The organism is Streptomyces bambusae (assembly GCF_020532645.1).
GTDB classification, from domain to species: domain Bacteria; phylum Actinomycetota; class Actinomycetes; order Streptomycetales; family Streptomycetaceae; genus Streptomyces; species Streptomyces bambusae.
Window position 1 is genome coordinate 20,590 of the sequence record NZ_JAJAUZ010000046.1, and the last position, 15,351, is coordinate 35,940.

A 15,351-nucleotide genomic window follows, 5' to 3' on the forward strand; every position below is an offset into this window, starting at 1 on the left:
GCGCCCTAGGCGCCGCCCGCCCCGGCCGGTTCCTCCGGATGCGCCCGGGGCCCCGCCCCGGCCGGCTCCCCGGAGCGCCCCGCCCCGGGCCCGCCCCCCGCAGCCGCGTCCCGCGGCATCCGGGCGGCCCCGACCGTGATCAACAGCGCCACGCCGACCGCCGTGGCGATCCCGGTCCGCAGCGACGTCGCCTCCGCGACGAAGCCGATGAGCACGGGTCCGGCCAGCAGCCCCGCGTACCCGATCGCCGACACCTGCGCGACGGCGGCGTCCGACCGGCCCGGCACGGCGGCCCCGGCCAGCGACATGCACAGCGGCACCACGACGCACACGGCGAGCCCCGTCAGGGCGAAGCCGGCGACGGCCCAGGCGGCGGAGCCGGCCAGCACCACCAGCAGTACCCCGGCCGCGGTCGCCACGCCGGCCGTGGCGAGCAGCGCCCGGCCGCCGAACCGCAGGCGCAGCCCGTCGCCGCAGAGCCGCCCGGTGAACGTGGCCACCTCGAACAGCGGGTAGGCGAGTGCGGCGACGGCCTCCGTGGTGTGCAGTTCCCGGGCCAGCAGCAGGCCGCTCCAGTCCGCGACCAGCCCCTCGACGAGGAGGGCCATGAAGGCCACGGCACCGATCAGGTAGACGACGGGCGGCAGGTTGCGCCGCTGCTCGGTCTCGTCAGCGTCCGCGTTCGCGTCCTCGTCCGGTTCGGCGAGGTACGTCCGGCCCACCGCCAGGGCGAGCGGGAGGGAGACGGCGGCGACCCCCAACACCGAGGCGGTGTACGGGACGTCGAGTGCGGCCAGCAGCACGGCGAGGAGTCCGCCGGCCACGGCACCGGCGCTCCAGCCGGCGTGGAACCCGTTCATCAGCGGCCGCCCGGACCGCCGTTCGACCAGACTGCCCTGCGCGTTCATCATCGCCTCGGCGACCCCCGAGGCCACGCCGAAACAGGACGCGGCGCCGAGCAGCACCGGGAACGACGGGCTGAGGCCGATGAGTCCGACGCAGACCGTGACCAGCGGCGTGCCCACGCGCAGCAACACCCGGTTCCCCAGGGCCGCGACGAGCCAGCGCATGCACTGCATCGTCAGGGTGGCGGCCACACCCCAGGAGAGGATCACCAGCCCCACATCGCCCGTGTCCAGGCCGAGTTTGGCGGCCAGCCCCGGCAGTCGCGCCGCCAGGAGCCCGTTCACCACGCCGACGAGGGCGAACGTGGCGACGACACCTCTGTGGGCCCGCCGCAGGGCGCCGGCCGGGGGAGTCTGCATGATCGCGGGCATTCCTTCGTGAACGACGGGCATTCCTTCTTGATCAGAAGTGTGCCGGAAGGCGCTCGTGGACCGGTCCGCCCGCCGACGCCCGCGCCCCACACAACTCGGCTCCCACCGCACCCGTTTCAAAACCCGGTTTTGAAAGCACGGGTCCGCGGCCGCCGTTCCGGCCGCCTCACCCTGGCCGGAGGGTCACCCCGTCCCGGGGGTCACCCCGACCGTCGGGCCACCAGTGCCATGATGAAGAACGCCGACGACGCCAGCGAGGCCACGGTGCGGACGTGGTTCCCGGCTGTCCACACGCGTACGTAGTCCAGCCACGGCTGGACGCTGCCCGCTGCTGCCGGATCGAGCGCCGCGAGGGCGTCGTTGCGCGGGATGTGGAATGCGATGGTCCAGACGAAGGAGCCCAGCAGGTACGCCAGCGCCCCCGCGAGCATCCAGCCCCACCCCGGTGACGAGCGGTGCCCGACCGCGTAGATGCCGGCCGCGAGCGCGAGCCCGGCGGCACCCATGAACGCGCCGAGGAACAGCGGGTTGATCACCGCGACGTTGATCGACTGCATCGCCGCGATCCCCTCCCGCGGCTTCAGCGCCGCGAGGGCGCGCATCACGCCCGTGGAGAAGGCGTAGAAGACACCGGCAACGACCCCGCTCGCCAGCGCGGACGCCAGCACGAGCGAAAACCAGACCTTGTTTTCCATGCCCCCATCCCACACGCCCCCGCGGCCGGAAGACATGCTTCAGACACTCACGGCCGTATCCGTCCGTCTCCCCGCCCCGGTTCCTGCCCACCGGCGCGCGAGGAGCAGGGGGAGCATGGCGCACAGTTCGGCGGCGGCTCCGGTCCACAGGGCGGTACGGGCGCCGAAGTGCTCGCCGAGCAGGCCGCCGACGAGTGCGCCCACCGGCATCGTGCCCCACACCACGAACCGGACGGTCGCAGTCACCCGCCCCAGCAGCTCCGGCGGGCACAGCCGCTGCCGCAGTACCACGGCAGTGATCTTGAACGGCATGAACGCGACCCACCCGAGCCCCTGGCAGGCCACGGCGACCGCGAACCGCCAGTCGGCCTGGAAGAACGGCACCGCAGCCAGCCACAGCAGCCCACTGAGCAGAACGGCTCCGCACATCGCGGGCCCCTCGCCGTACCGCGCGGCCACCCGTGCCGTCAGCAGCCCGCCGATCAGCCCGCCGACCGCCTCGGCCGTGAACACCAGGCCGCACCACAGCGGCGACAGGCCCAGCTCGCCCGCGAGCAGCACCATCAGCGCGGCCGCCCCGATCGTGCCGCACAGGTTGGAGACCGCGGCGGCCAGGGTGACCGCCCGCAGCACCCGATGCCCGAACACGCACCGCAGACCCTCCGCGATCTCCGCCCGCAGCGCCGGAGCGGCCGGACCCACGGGAGCCGGCGCCCCGACCGCGGCACCACCACGGACACGGGAGAGCAGCAGCGCGGAAGCGAGGTGGCTGAGCGCGTCCAGGGCCAGGGCGAAGGGCGCCGCCACCACGGCCAGCAGCGCTCCACCCGCACCGGGACCGCCGGCCGCGACGACGTTGCGGGTGGTCTCCAGCCGGACGTTCGCCGACACCAGGTGCTCGCCGTCGACGAGCTGAGGGAGCGCGCTCTGGGCGGCCACGTCGAAGAACACCGCGCAGAACGACAGGCCGAAGGCCACGGCGTACAACTGGGGCAGCGTCAGGACGTCCAGCAGGGCCGCCACCGGGACCGAGGCGAGCAGCACGGCCCGGCCGAGATCGGACGCGATCATCACGCGGCGGCGGTGCGCCCGGTCCACCCAGGCACCGGCGGGCAGCCCGACGAGCAGGAAGGCGAGGTACTCGCAGGCCATCAGCAGACCGGCCTGGAACGGGGTGGCGTCGAGCGCGCCGATCGCCACGAAGGGGAGGGCCAGCAGGGTCACCGCGGTACCGGTCTGGCTCACGGTGTCGGCGGCCCACAGGCGGCGGAAGTCGGCCGAAGCAGTGGTTCGCCCCGTGTCGGTGACGGGGCGCAGGTGAGAGAGCGTCATGATCCGGGAGATCACCATCCTCCGAGGTCTCGGGCCATTGTTTTAGGCTGGGCTAAAACCTGCGCGCACAGGGCCGTAAGCACGCAGGGCCGTAAGCGCACAGGGCCGTAAGCACGCATGGCCGTACGGGGAGAGGCGGGGCGGGGCGAATGGGAGCGGTGCGCTTCGGGGTGGACGACCTGGCGAACCTGAGGTTCGCGATCTCACCCCTCTGGGAGGCGGTGGCGGGCCTCGAAGCGGTGGCCGATCCCGGCCGGCACGCGGTGCACCTGCCGTGGATCAAGCAGGTCCTCGCCTCCGGCAGCCCGCTGCCCGCACCGGGCTTCGGCATGGGGCTCCGTCCGGAGACCGTGCCCCCGCCGCGCTGCCCCCTGGCCGGGATCGAAGAGGAGCTGGCCGCCGTCGCGGACCCCCGGGCCCCGGCCGCCGGTCCCGTCCTCGCGTGGTGGCGGACGGCCGTCCGGCCGCACTGGCCGCGCATGCGGGCCGTACTCGAAGCCGACATCGCCCACCGGACCCGCCGACTGGCCGAAGACGGCATCGCGGACGTGTTCACACACCTCCACCCCGCCCTGGCCTGGACCGGGGACCGGCTGGTCTCGGCCGACCTCCCGACGGGCGAACTCGCCCTGTCCGGCACCGGGGTGACCCTGGTCCCCAGCGCCTTCGCCCACCGCTGCCGCCTGGTGCCGGCCCGGGGCCCGGTGCCCCCGTCCGTGATCTACCCGGCCCGCGGCACCGGCACGCTGTGGGAGCGGGGGAACAGCCCCGGCGACGCCCTGCCCCGGCTGCTGGGCCGCAGCCGGGCCGGGCTCCTCGCCGAGGTCGTCGCGCCGTCCACGACCACGCAACTGGCCGCCCGCACCGGTCTGACACCGGGCGCGGTCTCGCAGCACCTGACCCTGCTGCGGAACGCGGGCCTGGTCACGGCGCACCGCCACGGCCGGGAGGTCCACTACGTCGCGGGCGACCTCGGCCGTGCCCTCCTCGGCGACCCCGCCGCGCCCGTCCGGCCCGGTCCCGGCAGTGCGTGACGTACCCGTTTGCGGTGGCCTGGTTCCTGGTGTGGACTCGGAGGGCGACGAGGGGGAGCCACCGAGAGGAACGCGCCGATGTCCCCGAGCAAGCCGAGCATCGTCTTCGCCCACGGCCTGTGGGCCGACGGGTCCTGCTACAGCAAGCTGATCCCCGCCCTCCAGGCCGAGGGCCACGAGGTGGTGTCCGCGCAGAACCCGCTGGACACCCTGGAAGGCGACGTGGACGCCGTACGCCGGGCCCTCGCGCGGGTCAGCGCCCCGGCCGTCCTGGTCGGGCACTCGTGGGGCGGCTTCGTGATCACGGCCGCGGGCACCGACGACCGGGTCGCCGGACTCGTCTACATCGCGGCCCTGGCCCCGGACGCGGGGGAGACGCCCCAGGACCTGATCGGCAAGTTCGACCCGCCGCCGCTGTTCGCCCACCTCGACGCGGAGGACGGGCGGCTGTGGATCGCCCGCGACGGCATCTCCGACTTCTGCGGCGACCTGCCGGAGGCCGAACAGCAGCTCGTGTGGGCGACGCAGGGCTCGGCGGCGGAGGCCGTCCTCGGCGCCTCGACGGACGCCCCGGCCTGGCGGACGAAGCCCAGCTGGTTCTGCGTGACCCGGCAGGACCGCGCGGTGATGCCGGAGCTCCAGCGGTTCGAGGTGGAGCGCATGGGCGCGACGGCCGTCGAGGTCGACTCCTCGCACGTGCCGATGCTGTCGCAGCCGGAGGCCGTACTGGACCTGATCCGGGCCGCGGCGGCGGGGGTGTAGCGCACCAGTCCGACCGTCCGCGCCGTGACCGGCACCGGGGCGTGCGCGTTGAGGCAGGGTATGCAGAACTCCCTTCCCGCCGGAGCCCCGCTGGGCCGGCGCAGCCTCCTCGCGGCGCCGCTGCTCGCGCTCGGGTACACGGGGGCGACCGGTCTCGTGGGCCCCCAGAGCGCGGCGGCGGCCGCACGGTTCTCCCAGCCCGTCGCCGACGTCGTCTGGGACGCGGGCACCTCGCAGGCGATCATCTGGAGCGGCGCCGCACCCGGCCCCCAGCCGCTGCGGCTGATGCGGGGCGACGCCACGGCCCTTCAGCACGTGCTGGAGATCGCGACGGTCGACGGCGCGGCCGGTTTCCACGCGTGGCAGGTACCCGCAGACCTCCCCGCCGACAGCACGTACGCAATCGCCCTCGGCCACGCGCCGGACATCGGCCTCACCGGTCGTTTCACGATCCGAAGCACCCCGTGACCTGCTAGGTTGGCCGTTCTTTTGATCTACGGGGGGTACGGACGATGCGGCGCGGCGTGATACGGACGGTGACGGGAGTCCTGATGGCGGGGGCGGTGCTGCCGGGCCTGACGGCCTGCGGGCCGGCGCAGCCGGAGTCGGCCGCGTCCAGCGGGGGCCCGCTGGATCCGAAGCCGTCCGCCACGGCCGGCGCCGAGGGCGCGAAGCCCGCCGGCAGCGCGAAGTCCGTCGGCGGCGCCGGCTCCCCGTGCCGCCTCCCCGTCACCTTCACGCTGGCGCAGGACTGGAAGCCCAAGGCGATCACGTACGACAAGGACGACCGGTTCGCCTCCCTCTTCGAACAGGGCGGGACCACGCTGGCCTGCGAGATCGACGCCAAACCGGCCGGGAACATCGGCTTCCTCCGGGTCTGGGTCGCCGACCGGCCCGCCGCCTCCGGGGACGCCCGTACGGTCCTCCGGTCCTTCATGGCCGACGAGAAGCCCACCGGAAAACCCCCCGTCTACACCACCGTGCAGGCCGGCCCCGCCGGCCTGCACGCCGCAGAGGTCGGCTACACGACCTCCCCCCTCGACGAACCCAAGCAGGAACGTGCCTTCGCCGTGGTCACCCCCCGCGGCGAGGCCGTCGTCGTCCACCTCGGCGGCCTCGACACCGAGGAACACCAGGACATGCTCCCCGCCTACCGGCTGGCCCTGCAGTCCCTCAAGCCCGCCGGGTAGCCGGGCCCGCCCGGGCGCGCATGACACGGCTCGCCCCGGGCATCAGCGGCTGCGAAGCCCAGCGGAGGGAGCAGCCGTGCCCACGTCCGTCGATGCACGCCCGGACCGCGGTACGCAGCGGGCGGTGACCGCGGCCGCCCGGTGCGGACTGGCCACGCGCGGGCTGCTGTACGTCCTGGTGGCCCTGCTGGCCCTGCAGATCGCGTTCGGCGACAGCGGAGAGGTGGCCGACAGCAGCGGGGCCCTGCACGAACTCGCCGGCCGGCCCTTCGGCCGGGTCCTGGTCTGGGCCGTCGGCCTCGGGCTGGCGGCCATGGCACTGTGGCGGCTCTCGGAGGCAGTGTTCGGTGCCACCGGCCCGGACGGCCGGAAGGCCACCCACCGCGCGGCGGCGGCCGGACGTGCCGTGTTCTACGCCGTGGTGTCGTTCTCCACCCTCGCCTTCGCCGCCGGCCGGGGCGCCCGCCGGTCCAGCGACGAACAGTCGCGCGACGCGACGGCGACCCTGCTGGACGCCCCCGCCGGGCCGTGGCTGGTGGCGGCGGTGGGGGCCGGCATCGCCGTCGGCGGCATCGTGATCGTCGTGGGCGCCGTCCGGCTGTCCTTCCGCGACCGCCTGGACACCGCACGGCTGCCCGAGTGGGGGCGCCGGGCCGTCGACGTGCTCGGCGCGGTCGGCGGCACCGCGCGCGGCGCGGTGTTCACGGCCGCCGGCGGGTTCCTCGTCTACGCCGCCGTGTCCTACGACCCGGCGAAGGCGAAGGGGGTCGACGACACGCTCCGCAGCTTCTCCCAGACGCCCGCCGGGCCCTGGCTGCTGGTCGCCGTGGCGCTCGGCCTGCTGCTGTTCGGGCTCTTCTCCTGGGCGATGGCCGCCCTCATCCGCGCCTGACCCTCGCGAACAGGGGCCCGCGGCAGCGGGTTTGCCGACGGCGGGCGCGGGCACGCGCGGCCAAGTCCTGCCCGTTCCCGTCCTGCCCGTTCCCGTCCTGCCTGAGGAGTCATGAACAGCGCCCTGCACCTGCTCGCCGTCATCGGCGGCGCCGTCCTGCTCACCCTGGCCGCCGGCCGGCTCGCCGACCACCTCCTGCGGCGTGCCGACGCTCGCCATCCCGAGACCCCGTTGTGGAACCTGCTGCGTCGGTGCCGTGTCCCCGTACGCCTTTTCCTGCTGGCCGCCCTGCTGCGCGCCGCCTGGCCGCAGATCACCTGGACACCCCTCCAGGAGCACCGGACGTCGGCCGGCCGGATGCTGTCGCTCGTGCTGATCGGCGCCGGCGCCTGGTGCGTCGTACGCATCGCGGCCGCGGTGGTCGAGTCCTCCTACGCCCGGTACGCCACCGGCACGCACGACCCGTCGCGGGTGCGCCGCGTCCGCACGCAGGTGACGCTCGTCATGCGGATCGTCGCCGCCGTCGTCGCGGTGGTCGCCGCGGCCGCGATGCTGCTGACCTTCCCCGACCTGCGGGCGGTGGGCACGTCCGTACTCGCCTCGGCGGGCATCATCGGCATCGTCGCCGGCGTGGCCGCGCAGTCCACCCTCGGCAACCTGTTCGCCGGGTTCCAGATCGCCTTCGGCGACATGGTGCGCATCGGCGACACCGTGGTGGTGGACGGGGAGTGGGGGGTGGTCGAGGAGGTCACGCTCACCTACCTCGCCGTACGCACCTGGGACGAGCGCCTGATCACCATGCCCGTCTCGTACTTCACCGGCAAGCCGTTCGAGAACTGGTCCCGCGGCGGCATCCAGATGACAGGGACCGTGTTCGTGCACTGCGACCACAGCGCCCCCGTCGCCCTGATCCGCGAGCGGCTGAAGGAGATCCTCGACGACTGCGGGGCGTGGGACGGCCGCGGCTGGGACCTGGCGGTCACCGACACCACCCCCAGCACCGTCGTCCTCCGCGCCGTCGTCACTGCGAAGAACCCCGACGACCTGTGGACCGTACGCTGCACCGTCCGCGAACACCTGATCGCCTGGCTCGCCGAGAAGCACCCCTACGCCCTGCCCCGCATCACCACCTTCCCGGCCGCTCCGCCTCCGTCCGCCACCTGAACGCGGTTGCCGCCCGGAACGACCGGCCGCATCTGCCGCACCCCACGCCGTGTCCCGCTGCCGGGACAGGGCCGCATGTCGGCGCAATGCCGGGTTTGGGTGATTTCTGGCCACGGGCGTCTGTGCCTGGACACGTGGTGGCCGCGGTTCGTTAACTGGTGGTGGGGACGGCGCCGTTCGCCGCCCCCGACAGGCACGCGGCGGGCGGCCCGCACCGGCACCCGGCACCCGGCGCCCACCCCACCCCACAGGAGATGGTCCCGTGACGTCCTCAGGCGTTCCCACCGTGCAGCAGGCGGAGTCCTTACCCGCGCCCGTGCGTGCCGGCGTGCCCATCGGCGCCCCGCTGGCGGCCACCCGGGCGTATGTGCTCGGGCCCTGGCTGAACCTCGTACCCAGGGGCGTGGTGGGGGAGTTGTACGTCGCCGGGCAGGTGGCGCGGGGGTACCTGGGGCGGGCGGAGCTGACGGCGGAGCGGTTCGTCGCCGACCCGTTCGGGCCGCCCGGGTCCCGGATGTACCGGACCGGGGACCTCGTCCGCTGGAACGCCGACGGACAGCTCGACTACGCGGGACGGGCCGACACGCAGGTCAAGATCCGCGGGTTCCGCGTCGAACCCGGCGAGGTGGAGGCGGCGCTCGCCGCCCACCCCGACGTCGCCCAAGTGGCCGTCACCGTAAGGGAGACGGCGGCCGGCCGGCAACTGGTGGCCTACCTGGCGGGGGCCGCGCTCGACACCGGGGAGCTGCGGACGTTCACGGCCGCGCGGCTGCCCGCCTACATGGTGCCGTCGGCCTTCGTCGTCGTCGAACGGATCCCCCTGGCCCCCAACGGGAAGCTGGACCGGGCCGCCCTCCCCGACCCCGTCCCGGTCGCGACCGGGACGCACCGCGCCCCGCGCACCCCGGCCGAGGAGACCCTGTGCGGCCTGTTCGCCGAGGTGCTCGGCCTCGAACGGGTGGGCCCGGACGACGACTTCTTCGCCCTCGGCGGACATTCCCTGCTGACCGTACGTCTGTTGGCCCGCGTGGACGCCGTACTCGGCGCACGCATCCCCGTACGGGACTTCCTCACCGCACCCCGCCCGGCCGACCTCGCCGGGCTGCTCGCGGCAGGGACGGCGGGCCGGACGGCCAACCGACCCGCCTTCGTGCCGCGGTCGCAGGCGCGCCTCGCGCCCGGCCTGCGGTTCCCGGACGCGGCCGGCTTCGCCGCACCGCCCCGGCACGTGTTCCTCACCGGCGCCACCGGATTCGTCGGCGCCTTCCTCCTCCGCGAACTCCTCGCCCGCACCGACGCGGAGGTCCACTGCCTGGTCCGCGCCGACACCGAACAGGACGGCCGGGCCCGCCTGCAGACGGTCCGTGAGTCGTACGGCATCGAGACCCCGCACCCCGGCCGCGTCCACATCGTGCCCGGCGACCTCGCGTCCGAAGGCCTCGGAGTGGCCGGACCCCGGTGGCGCAGGCTCCGCGACGAGGTGGACACGATCGTGCACGCAGGTGCGTACGTCCACCACCTGTCGGCGTACGAGCGGCTGAAGGCGGCCAATGTCGAGGGCACCCGCGCCCTGCTGGCACTCGCCGCCGAGGGCCGCCCCAAGCGCTTCCACCACGTCTCCACCCTCGGCATCTACGGCACCGCCGCCGCGCCGCGGCTGCTCACCGAGGAGTCCCCCGTCGACGGCGCCCGGCACACCGCCGCCGACGGCTATGTCGCGAGCAAGTGGGTGGCCGACATGATGGTCACCGAGGCCGCCGCCCGCGGCGCGTCCGCCCGTGTGTACCGCCTCGGCCGGATCTGGGCGGAGTCGCAGGGCGGCGCCGTCAACCCCGACGACATGTTCTGCCGCGTGCTCGTCACCAGCGCCGGCCTCGGCTGCCACCCGGCCGGGGGCGCGCTCGGCGCGGACCTGCTGCCCGCGGACGTCGCGGCCCGCGCCCTGGTCGCCCTGGCGCTGGCCGCCGACGGCCCCGCCTCGGGACCGGTCCACCACCTGCACCACCCCCGCCAGACCGGCACGGAACCGTTCCTGCGGGTCCTCGACGGACTGCGCGGCACCCGCTCCGAACCGGTCCCGCTGGCCGAGTGGCTGCGCCGTCTCCGGCAGGCCGCCGAGGCGGGCCGCACCCTGCCGTTCCTGCCGTACCTGGACGTCTTCCAGCAGGCGGTCGACCAGGCGGAGCAGCGGGCGCACGCGGCGGGGGCCGCCGAGCAGCCCACCGCCGACACCTACCGCAACGACCACACCCTGCGCGCCCTCGCCCGGCAGGGCGTCACCCTGCCCGACGTCGACGAGCCGATGATCCGCGCCTTCTGGCAGCGCCTCCGCGCCACCGGCGAACTCGACTGACGGCCGTGGGCGTTGGCACTCAGAGCAGCTGCCTGGCCAGCGAGTCCGCGGCCCACGCCTCCCACCGCTCCGGCGTCCAGCCCCGGTGCGTGACCAGCAGCCCGTAGCTCTCCGGCCCGAGGACCGCCAGCGCGATGTCCGCCGCCGACTCGCTGTCGTGGCCGCCGCGCAGTGCCCCCTTGGCGGCCAGCGCCCGGGCGAACTGCAGCTGGACCGCGTGCCGTTGCCCGACGTTCGCACGCCACAGCTCGGCGATCTCCGGATCGGCGGTGGCGGCGCGCACGACGTCCAGGACGGCCGCGGACCGCTCCAGGATCCGCCGGGCGCCGGCGGCCTGGAGGGCGAGCTGGGCGGCCGGGTCGGGTGCGCCGAGGACCTCGCGGGCCCAGGGCCGGTCCAGGGTGGCCACCGGGTCGAGGTCGCCGGCGACGGTGTTGTCCAGCAGCTCCTTGAGCAGCTTCCGCTTGGTGCCGAAGGTGAAGTACACGGTCTGCACGCCGACTTCGGCGGCACGCGCGATCTCCTCGACGGTCGTCGCCGTCCAGCCCTTCTCGGTGAACAGGCGGGCGGCGGCGTCGAGCATCCGCTGCCGCGTCCGGCGGGCCTTCTCGGCGCGGGGCAGGCCTGTGGCCACCGGCACTCCTCGTCCCCGGGGCGTGCCCCGGTCATTGACTGTAGTGAGACTACAGTGTAGTTCACTGGAGTATGACTACAGCGAAATCGGCGGGATCGGCGGGATCAGGGGAAACCGGGGAGCCCGGGCGGCAGCGACGGGCCGGGCGGCCGGGACACCACACGGAGCCGGCGGACTCCGGCCGCGTCCTCGTCATCGGCGGATACGGCGCCGTGGGCGCGACCGTCACCGCGACCCTCGCCGGCTGGTTCCCGCACCGCGTCCTGGCCGGCGGCCGCAACCCGGACCGGGCCCGCGGGCCCGCCGGGGTCCACGCCGCCGGCGTCCGCATCGACGTCACCGACCCCGACCACCTGCGCCGCACCCTGACCGGGCTGCGCGACGTGGCCGCCGTCGTCCTGTGCGTCGAACCCCCCGACGACTCCGTCGCCCGCGTCTGCTTCGAGCAGGGCGTGCACCTCGTCGACGTCGGCGCCACCCCCCGGCTGCTCGACGCCACGGCCGCCCTCGCTCCCGTCGCGACCGCCACCGGAGCCACCGGGGTGCTCAGCGTCGGAGTCGCCCCCGGACTCACCAACCTGCTCGCCCGCCGGGCCCACGAAGACGTCGGCGGCGCCGAGCGCATCGACCTCACCGTCCTGCTCGGCGCCGGCGAAGCCCATGGCGCCGACGCCGTCCGCTGGACCGTCGAAAACCTCCCGCACCCCACCACTGCCGCCCCGCTCCGCGTCACCCTGCCCGGCCACGGCACCCGCACCGCGCACCCGTTCCCCTTCTCCGACCAGCACACCCTTCCGCACACCCTGGGTGCCGGACTCGTCACCACCCGCCTGTGCCTGGACTCCGCACCCCTGACCGCCACCCTCTTCGGGCTCCGTCGCGCCGCCCGCAGCCCCCTCGTCCGGCGGGCCCTGACCGCCTCCTTCCGCCGCATCCACCTCGGCGCCGACGGCTTCGCCCTCCGTGCCGACGCCCACCGCGGCGGCCGGCACGCCGCGTACGCCCTCACCGGCCGGGCCCAGGGCCGCGTCACCGCCCTGGTCGCCGCCCACGTCACCCGCGAGCTGCTCACCGGCTCCCTCCCCGCCGGCGTCCACCACATCGAGCAGCTGCCCGCCCTCGCCGGCCTGCCCGAGCGCCTCGCCGACCACGGAGTCGTCCTCCACGACCGGCTCCCCGGGCCGGTCTGAGCGACCCCGCCGCGTGACGGACCGTACGCGCGACGCGCCCAGCACCGTCCCGGCGCTCGAAAGTGCTACAACTGGTGCGTGATCCCTCATCGCCACCCGGGCCGGGTCCGTCGGTGCGGACACCCCTGAGCAGCAGATCCCACAGCGTCGCCCGACAGGTATTCGTCCTCCAGGTGGCGATCGTGGTCCTGCTCGCGGGCGGCGCCCTGCTGGCCCTGCTGCTCCAGTCGCGCTACGACGTCCAGCGGGAAGCACGCAACCGGTCGGTGGCCGTGGCCCAGACCTTCGCGCACGCCCCGGGCCTCCGGGCGGCCCTGAAGACGTCCGACCCGTCCGCCGTCCTCCAGCCCCTCGCCGAAGCCACGCGCAAAGCCGCCGGCGTCGACTTCATCGTGGTCATGGACACCCGGGGCATCCGCTACACCCACCCCCAGCCGGACCGCATCGGCAAGCGGTTCGTCGGCACCATCGGCCCCTCCCTCGCCGGCCGGACGTACACCGAGAGCGTCGACGGCCCCCTCGGTCAGGAGATCCAGGCCGTGGTCCCCGTCACCGACCCCGACGGCCGGGTCGTCGCCCTGGTCTCGGCCGGCCTCACCGTCGCGAACGTGTCCGGCACCCTGAACCGCCAGCTCCCCGTGATCCTCCTGGCAACCGCCACCGGCCTCGCCCTCGCCACCACCGGCACCGCCCTCATCAGCCGCCGCCTGCTCCGCCAGACCCACGGCCTCGGCCCGCAGGAGATGACCCGGATGTACGAGCACCACGACGCGGTGCTCCACGCCGTACGCGAAGGCGTCGTCATCACCGACCGCGAAGGCCGCCTGCTGCTGGCGAACGACGAGGCCAAACGGCTCCTCGGCCTGCCCGAGGACGCCGACGGGCGGCACATCGCCGACGTACCCGGCCTCGACCGCCGGATGGCGGACCTCATGCTGTCCCGCCGGACCGCCACCGACGAGGTGCTGGAGACCGGCGACCGGCTGCTCGTCGTCAACCAGCGCCCCACCGAGCCCGGCGGCAGCGCCGTCACCATCCGCGACTCCACCGAGATGCAGCTCCTCAGCAGCCGTGCCGACGCCGCCCGCCGACGCCTCAAACTGCTCTACGACGCCGGCGGCGACGTCGGCACCACCCTCGACGTGGTGCGGACCGCCGAAGAACTCGCCGACGTCGCCGTCCCCCGCTTCGCCGACTTCGTCACCGTCGACCTGGCCCACCCCGTCCTCGACGGCGAGGAACCCGGCCCCGGCACCGACATGCGCCGCACCGCCGTCAGCGGCATCCGCTCCGACCACCCGCTCTACCCCCGCGGCAGCGTCATCGACTTCCTGCCCTCCACCCCCCAGGCCCGCGGCTACGGCACCGGCGAAGCGGAACTCGTCCCCGACCTGGCCGCCGCACCGGGGTGGCGCGCGCAGGACCCGGCGCGCGCCCAGGCCATCATCGAGTACGGCATCCACTCGCTCATCGCAGCGCCGCTCACCGCCCGCGGCGTGGTCCTCGGCATCGTCAACTTCTGGCGGTCCGGCAAACCCGAGCCGTTCGACGAGGACGACGTGTCCCTGGCCGTCGAACTCGTCACCCGCGCCGCCGTCAGCATGGACAACGCCCGCCGCTACACCCGCGAACACGCCCTCGCCGTCACCCTCCAGCGCAGCCTGCTGCCGCGCGCCCTGCCCGAGCAGAGCGCCGTGGACGTGGCGCACTTCTACCTGCCCGCCCAGTCCGGAGTGGGCGGTGACTGGTTCGACGTGATCCCGCTGTCCGGCAGCCGGGTGGCACTCGTCGTCGGCGACGTCGTCGGACACGGCCTGCACGCCGCCGCCACCATGGGCCGACTGCGCACCGCCCTGCACAGCTTCGCCTCGCTCGACCTCGCGCCCGACGAGATCCTCGCCCGCCTCGACGACCTCGTCCAGCGCATCGACCACGGCGGCGACGACGCCGAAACCGACGACGTGGTGCTCGGCGCGACCTGCCTGTACGCCGTCTACGACCCGGTGTCGCAGACCTGCACGATGGCGCGGGCCGGGCACCTGCCGCCGCTGCTGGTCGCCCCCGACGGCACCACGGAGATCGTGGAACTGCCCGCCGGACCCCCGCTCGGCCTCGGCGGCATGCCCTTCGACACCGCGGAGTTCCAGCTGGCCGAGGGCAGCCTGCTCGTCCTCTACACGGACGGCCTGGTCGAGGAGCGGACCCGGGACATCGGCGAAGGGCTGGAGCTGCTGCGCGCGGCCCTCAGCCACCCCGACCGGGACCCCGGCGAGACCTGCCGGGCCGTCCTCGACCAGCTCTTGCCGACCCCGCCCGCCGACGACGTGGCCCTCCTCATCGCCCGCACCCGCACCCTCGGCCCGGACCGGGTCGCCCAGTGGGACGTACCGTTCGAACCGAGCGCGGTCGGCGAGATCCGCTCCGCCGCGGCCCGCAAGCTCGACGAGTGGGACCTGACGGAACTCGCCTTCGCCGCCGAGCTGATCCTCAGCGAACTCATCACCAACGCCCTCCGGCACGGCAGCGCTCCGGTCCGCGTCCGCCTGCTCCACGACCACGGCCTGACCTGCGAGGTCTGGGACGGCAGCAGTACCGCCCCGCACCTGCGGTACGCCGCCACCACCGACGAAGGCGGCCGCGGCCTCTTCCTGGTCGCCCACCTCAGCAGCCACTGGGGCACCCGCTACACCCCCGACGGCAAGGTCATCTGGGCCCAGCTCGCCCCGCCGGGCAGCCCGGCCGCCCCGGACCCGGACCCGTCGGCATTCTTCGACGTGGATCCGCTGTGAGCGCGTAAACCCGGTGGCAGCGGCGCCGGGCGGCTTGCC

Annotated in this window: 13 protein-coding genes; 9 read left to right on the forward strand and 4 right to left on the reverse strand. The window is 74.6% G+C overall.

The annotated features are described in order from the left end of the window. Positions 1-5: 5 nt before the first annotated feature. From LG634_RS26865 to LG634_RS26875, 3 genes are all read right to left on the reverse strand, one after another. Positions 6-1,265, reverse strand: a complete 1,260-nt coding sequence (locus tag LG634_RS26865) for an MFS transporter (RefSeq protein WP_226737194.1) — start codon at positions 1,263-1,265, stop codon at positions 6-8. A 212-nt stretch (positions 1,266-1,477) separates the two neighbouring features. Next, positions 1,478-1,972 carry an anthrone oxygenase family protein gene (locus tag LG634_RS26870; protein ID WP_226737196.1) on the reverse strand — a complete coding sequence of 165 codons (495 nt, stop codon included), beginning with the start codon at positions 1,970-1,972 and terminating at the stop codon, positions 1,478-1,480. A 39-nt stretch (positions 1,973-2,011) separates the two neighbouring features. Then, entirely contained in the window at positions 2,012-3,304 is a 1,293-nt protein-coding gene (locus LG634_RS26875) for an MFS transporter (RefSeq protein WP_226737198.1), read from the reverse strand. A 149-nt stretch (positions 3,305-3,453) separates the two neighbouring features. Between LG634_RS26875 and LG634_RS26880 the strand changes: the two genes are divergently transcribed. The 7 genes from LG634_RS26880 to LG634_RS38320 all read left to right on the forward strand — a co-directional run bounded on the left by LG634_RS26880 (position 3,454) and on the right by LG634_RS38320 (position 10,699). After that, the gene (locus tag LG634_RS26880) at positions 3,454-4,338 is read left to right on the forward strand and encodes an ArsR/SmtB family transcription factor (protein ID WP_226737200.1); all 885 of its coding nucleotides are present in this window, start codon (positions 3,454-3,456) and stop codon (positions 4,336-4,338) included. Between the two features lie 78 nt (positions 4,339-4,416). Then, a complete protein-coding gene (locus LG634_RS26885) occupies positions 4,417-5,100 on the forward strand; it encodes an alpha/beta fold hydrolase (protein ID WP_226737202.1) in 684 nt (227 codons plus the stop codon). Positions 5,101-5,160: 60 nt separating this feature from the next. Beyond that, positions 5,161-5,568 (forward strand): GPI anchored serine-threonine rich family protein, encoded by a 408-nt coding sequence (locus LG634_RS26890; RefSeq protein ID WP_226737204.1) that lies wholly within the window; start codon positions 5,161-5,163, stop codon positions 5,566-5,568. A gap of 68 nt (positions 5,569-5,636) precedes the next feature. Next, positions 5,637-6,290: a lipoprotein gene (locus LG634_RS26895; protein WP_308072674.1), complete on the forward strand. Its 654-nt coding sequence runs from the start codon at positions 5,637-5,639 to the stop codon at positions 6,288-6,290. Positions 6,291-6,366: 76 nt separating this feature from the next. Beyond that, complete coding sequence (locus tag LG634_RS26900) at positions 6,367-7,182, forward strand: DUF1206 domain-containing protein (RefSeq protein WP_226737206.1); 816 nt, start codon at positions 6,367-6,369, stop codon at positions 7,180-7,182. Between the two features lie 111 nt (positions 7,183-7,293). After that, positions 7,294-8,346 (forward strand): mechanosensitive ion channel family protein, encoded by a 1,053-nt coding sequence (locus LG634_RS26905; RefSeq protein WP_226737208.1) that lies wholly within the window; start codon positions 7,294-7,296, stop codon positions 8,344-8,346. A 262-nt stretch (positions 8,347-8,608) separates the two neighbouring features. Next, positions 8,609-10,699, forward strand: a complete 2,091-nt coding sequence (locus LG634_RS38320) for a thioester reductase domain-containing protein (RefSeq protein ID WP_308072676.1) — start codon at positions 8,609-8,611, stop codon at positions 10,697-10,699. Positions 10,700-10,718: 19 nt separating this feature from the next. Here the strand turns inward: LG634_RS38320 and LG634_RS26920 are convergent, their stop codons facing one another. Continuing rightward, complete coding sequence (locus LG634_RS26920; RefSeq protein ID WP_226737210.1) at positions 10,719-11,333, reverse strand: TetR/AcrR family transcriptional regulator; 615 nt, start codon at positions 11,331-11,333, stop codon at positions 10,719-10,721. 194 nt (positions 11,334-11,527) lie between these two features. Between LG634_RS26920 and LG634_RS26925 the strand changes: the two genes are divergently transcribed. Beyond that, positions 11,528-12,523, forward strand: a complete 996-nt coding sequence (locus LG634_RS26925; RefSeq protein WP_226737253.1) for a saccharopine dehydrogenase NADP-binding domain-containing protein — start codon at positions 11,528-11,530, stop codon at positions 12,521-12,523. A gap of 113 nt (positions 12,524-12,636) precedes the next feature. Continuing rightward, on the forward strand, positions 12,637-15,312 hold the full coding sequence (locus LG634_RS26930) for a SpoIIE family protein phosphatase (RefSeq protein ID WP_226737212.1): 2,676 nt from the start codon (positions 12,637-12,639) through the stop codon (positions 15,310-15,312). The last annotated feature ends 39 nt before the right edge of the window (positions 15,313-15,351 follow it).

Coding starts and splice junctions, on each gene's coding strand:
- LG634_RS26890 (WP_226737204.1), top strand. CDS start 5,161: ATGCAGAACTCCCTTCCCGCCGGAGCCCCGCTGGGCCGGCGCAGCCTC.
- LG634_RS26865 (WP_226737194.1), bottom strand. CDS start 1,265: ATGCAGACTCCCCCGGCCGGCGCCCTGCGGCGGGCCCACAGAGGTGTC.
- LG634_RS26875 (WP_226737198.1), bottom strand. CDS start 3,304: ATGACGCTCTCTCACCTGCGCCCCGTCACCGACACGGGGCGAACCACT.
- LG634_RS26905 (WP_226737208.1), top strand. CDS start 7,294: ATGAACAGCGCCCTGCACCTGCTCGCCGTCATCGGCGGCGCCGTCCTG.
- LG634_RS26870 (WP_226737196.1), bottom strand. CDS start 1,972: ATGGAAAACAAGGTCTGGTTTTCGCTCGTGCTGGCGTCCGCGCTGGCG.
- LG634_RS26880 (WP_226737200.1), top strand. CDS start 3,454: ATGGGAGCGGTGCGCTTCGGGGTGGACGACCTGGCGAACCTGAGGTTC.
- LG634_RS26885 (WP_226737202.1), top strand. CDS start 4,417: ATGTCCCCGAGCAAGCCGAGCATCGTCTTCGCCCACGGCCTGTGGGCC.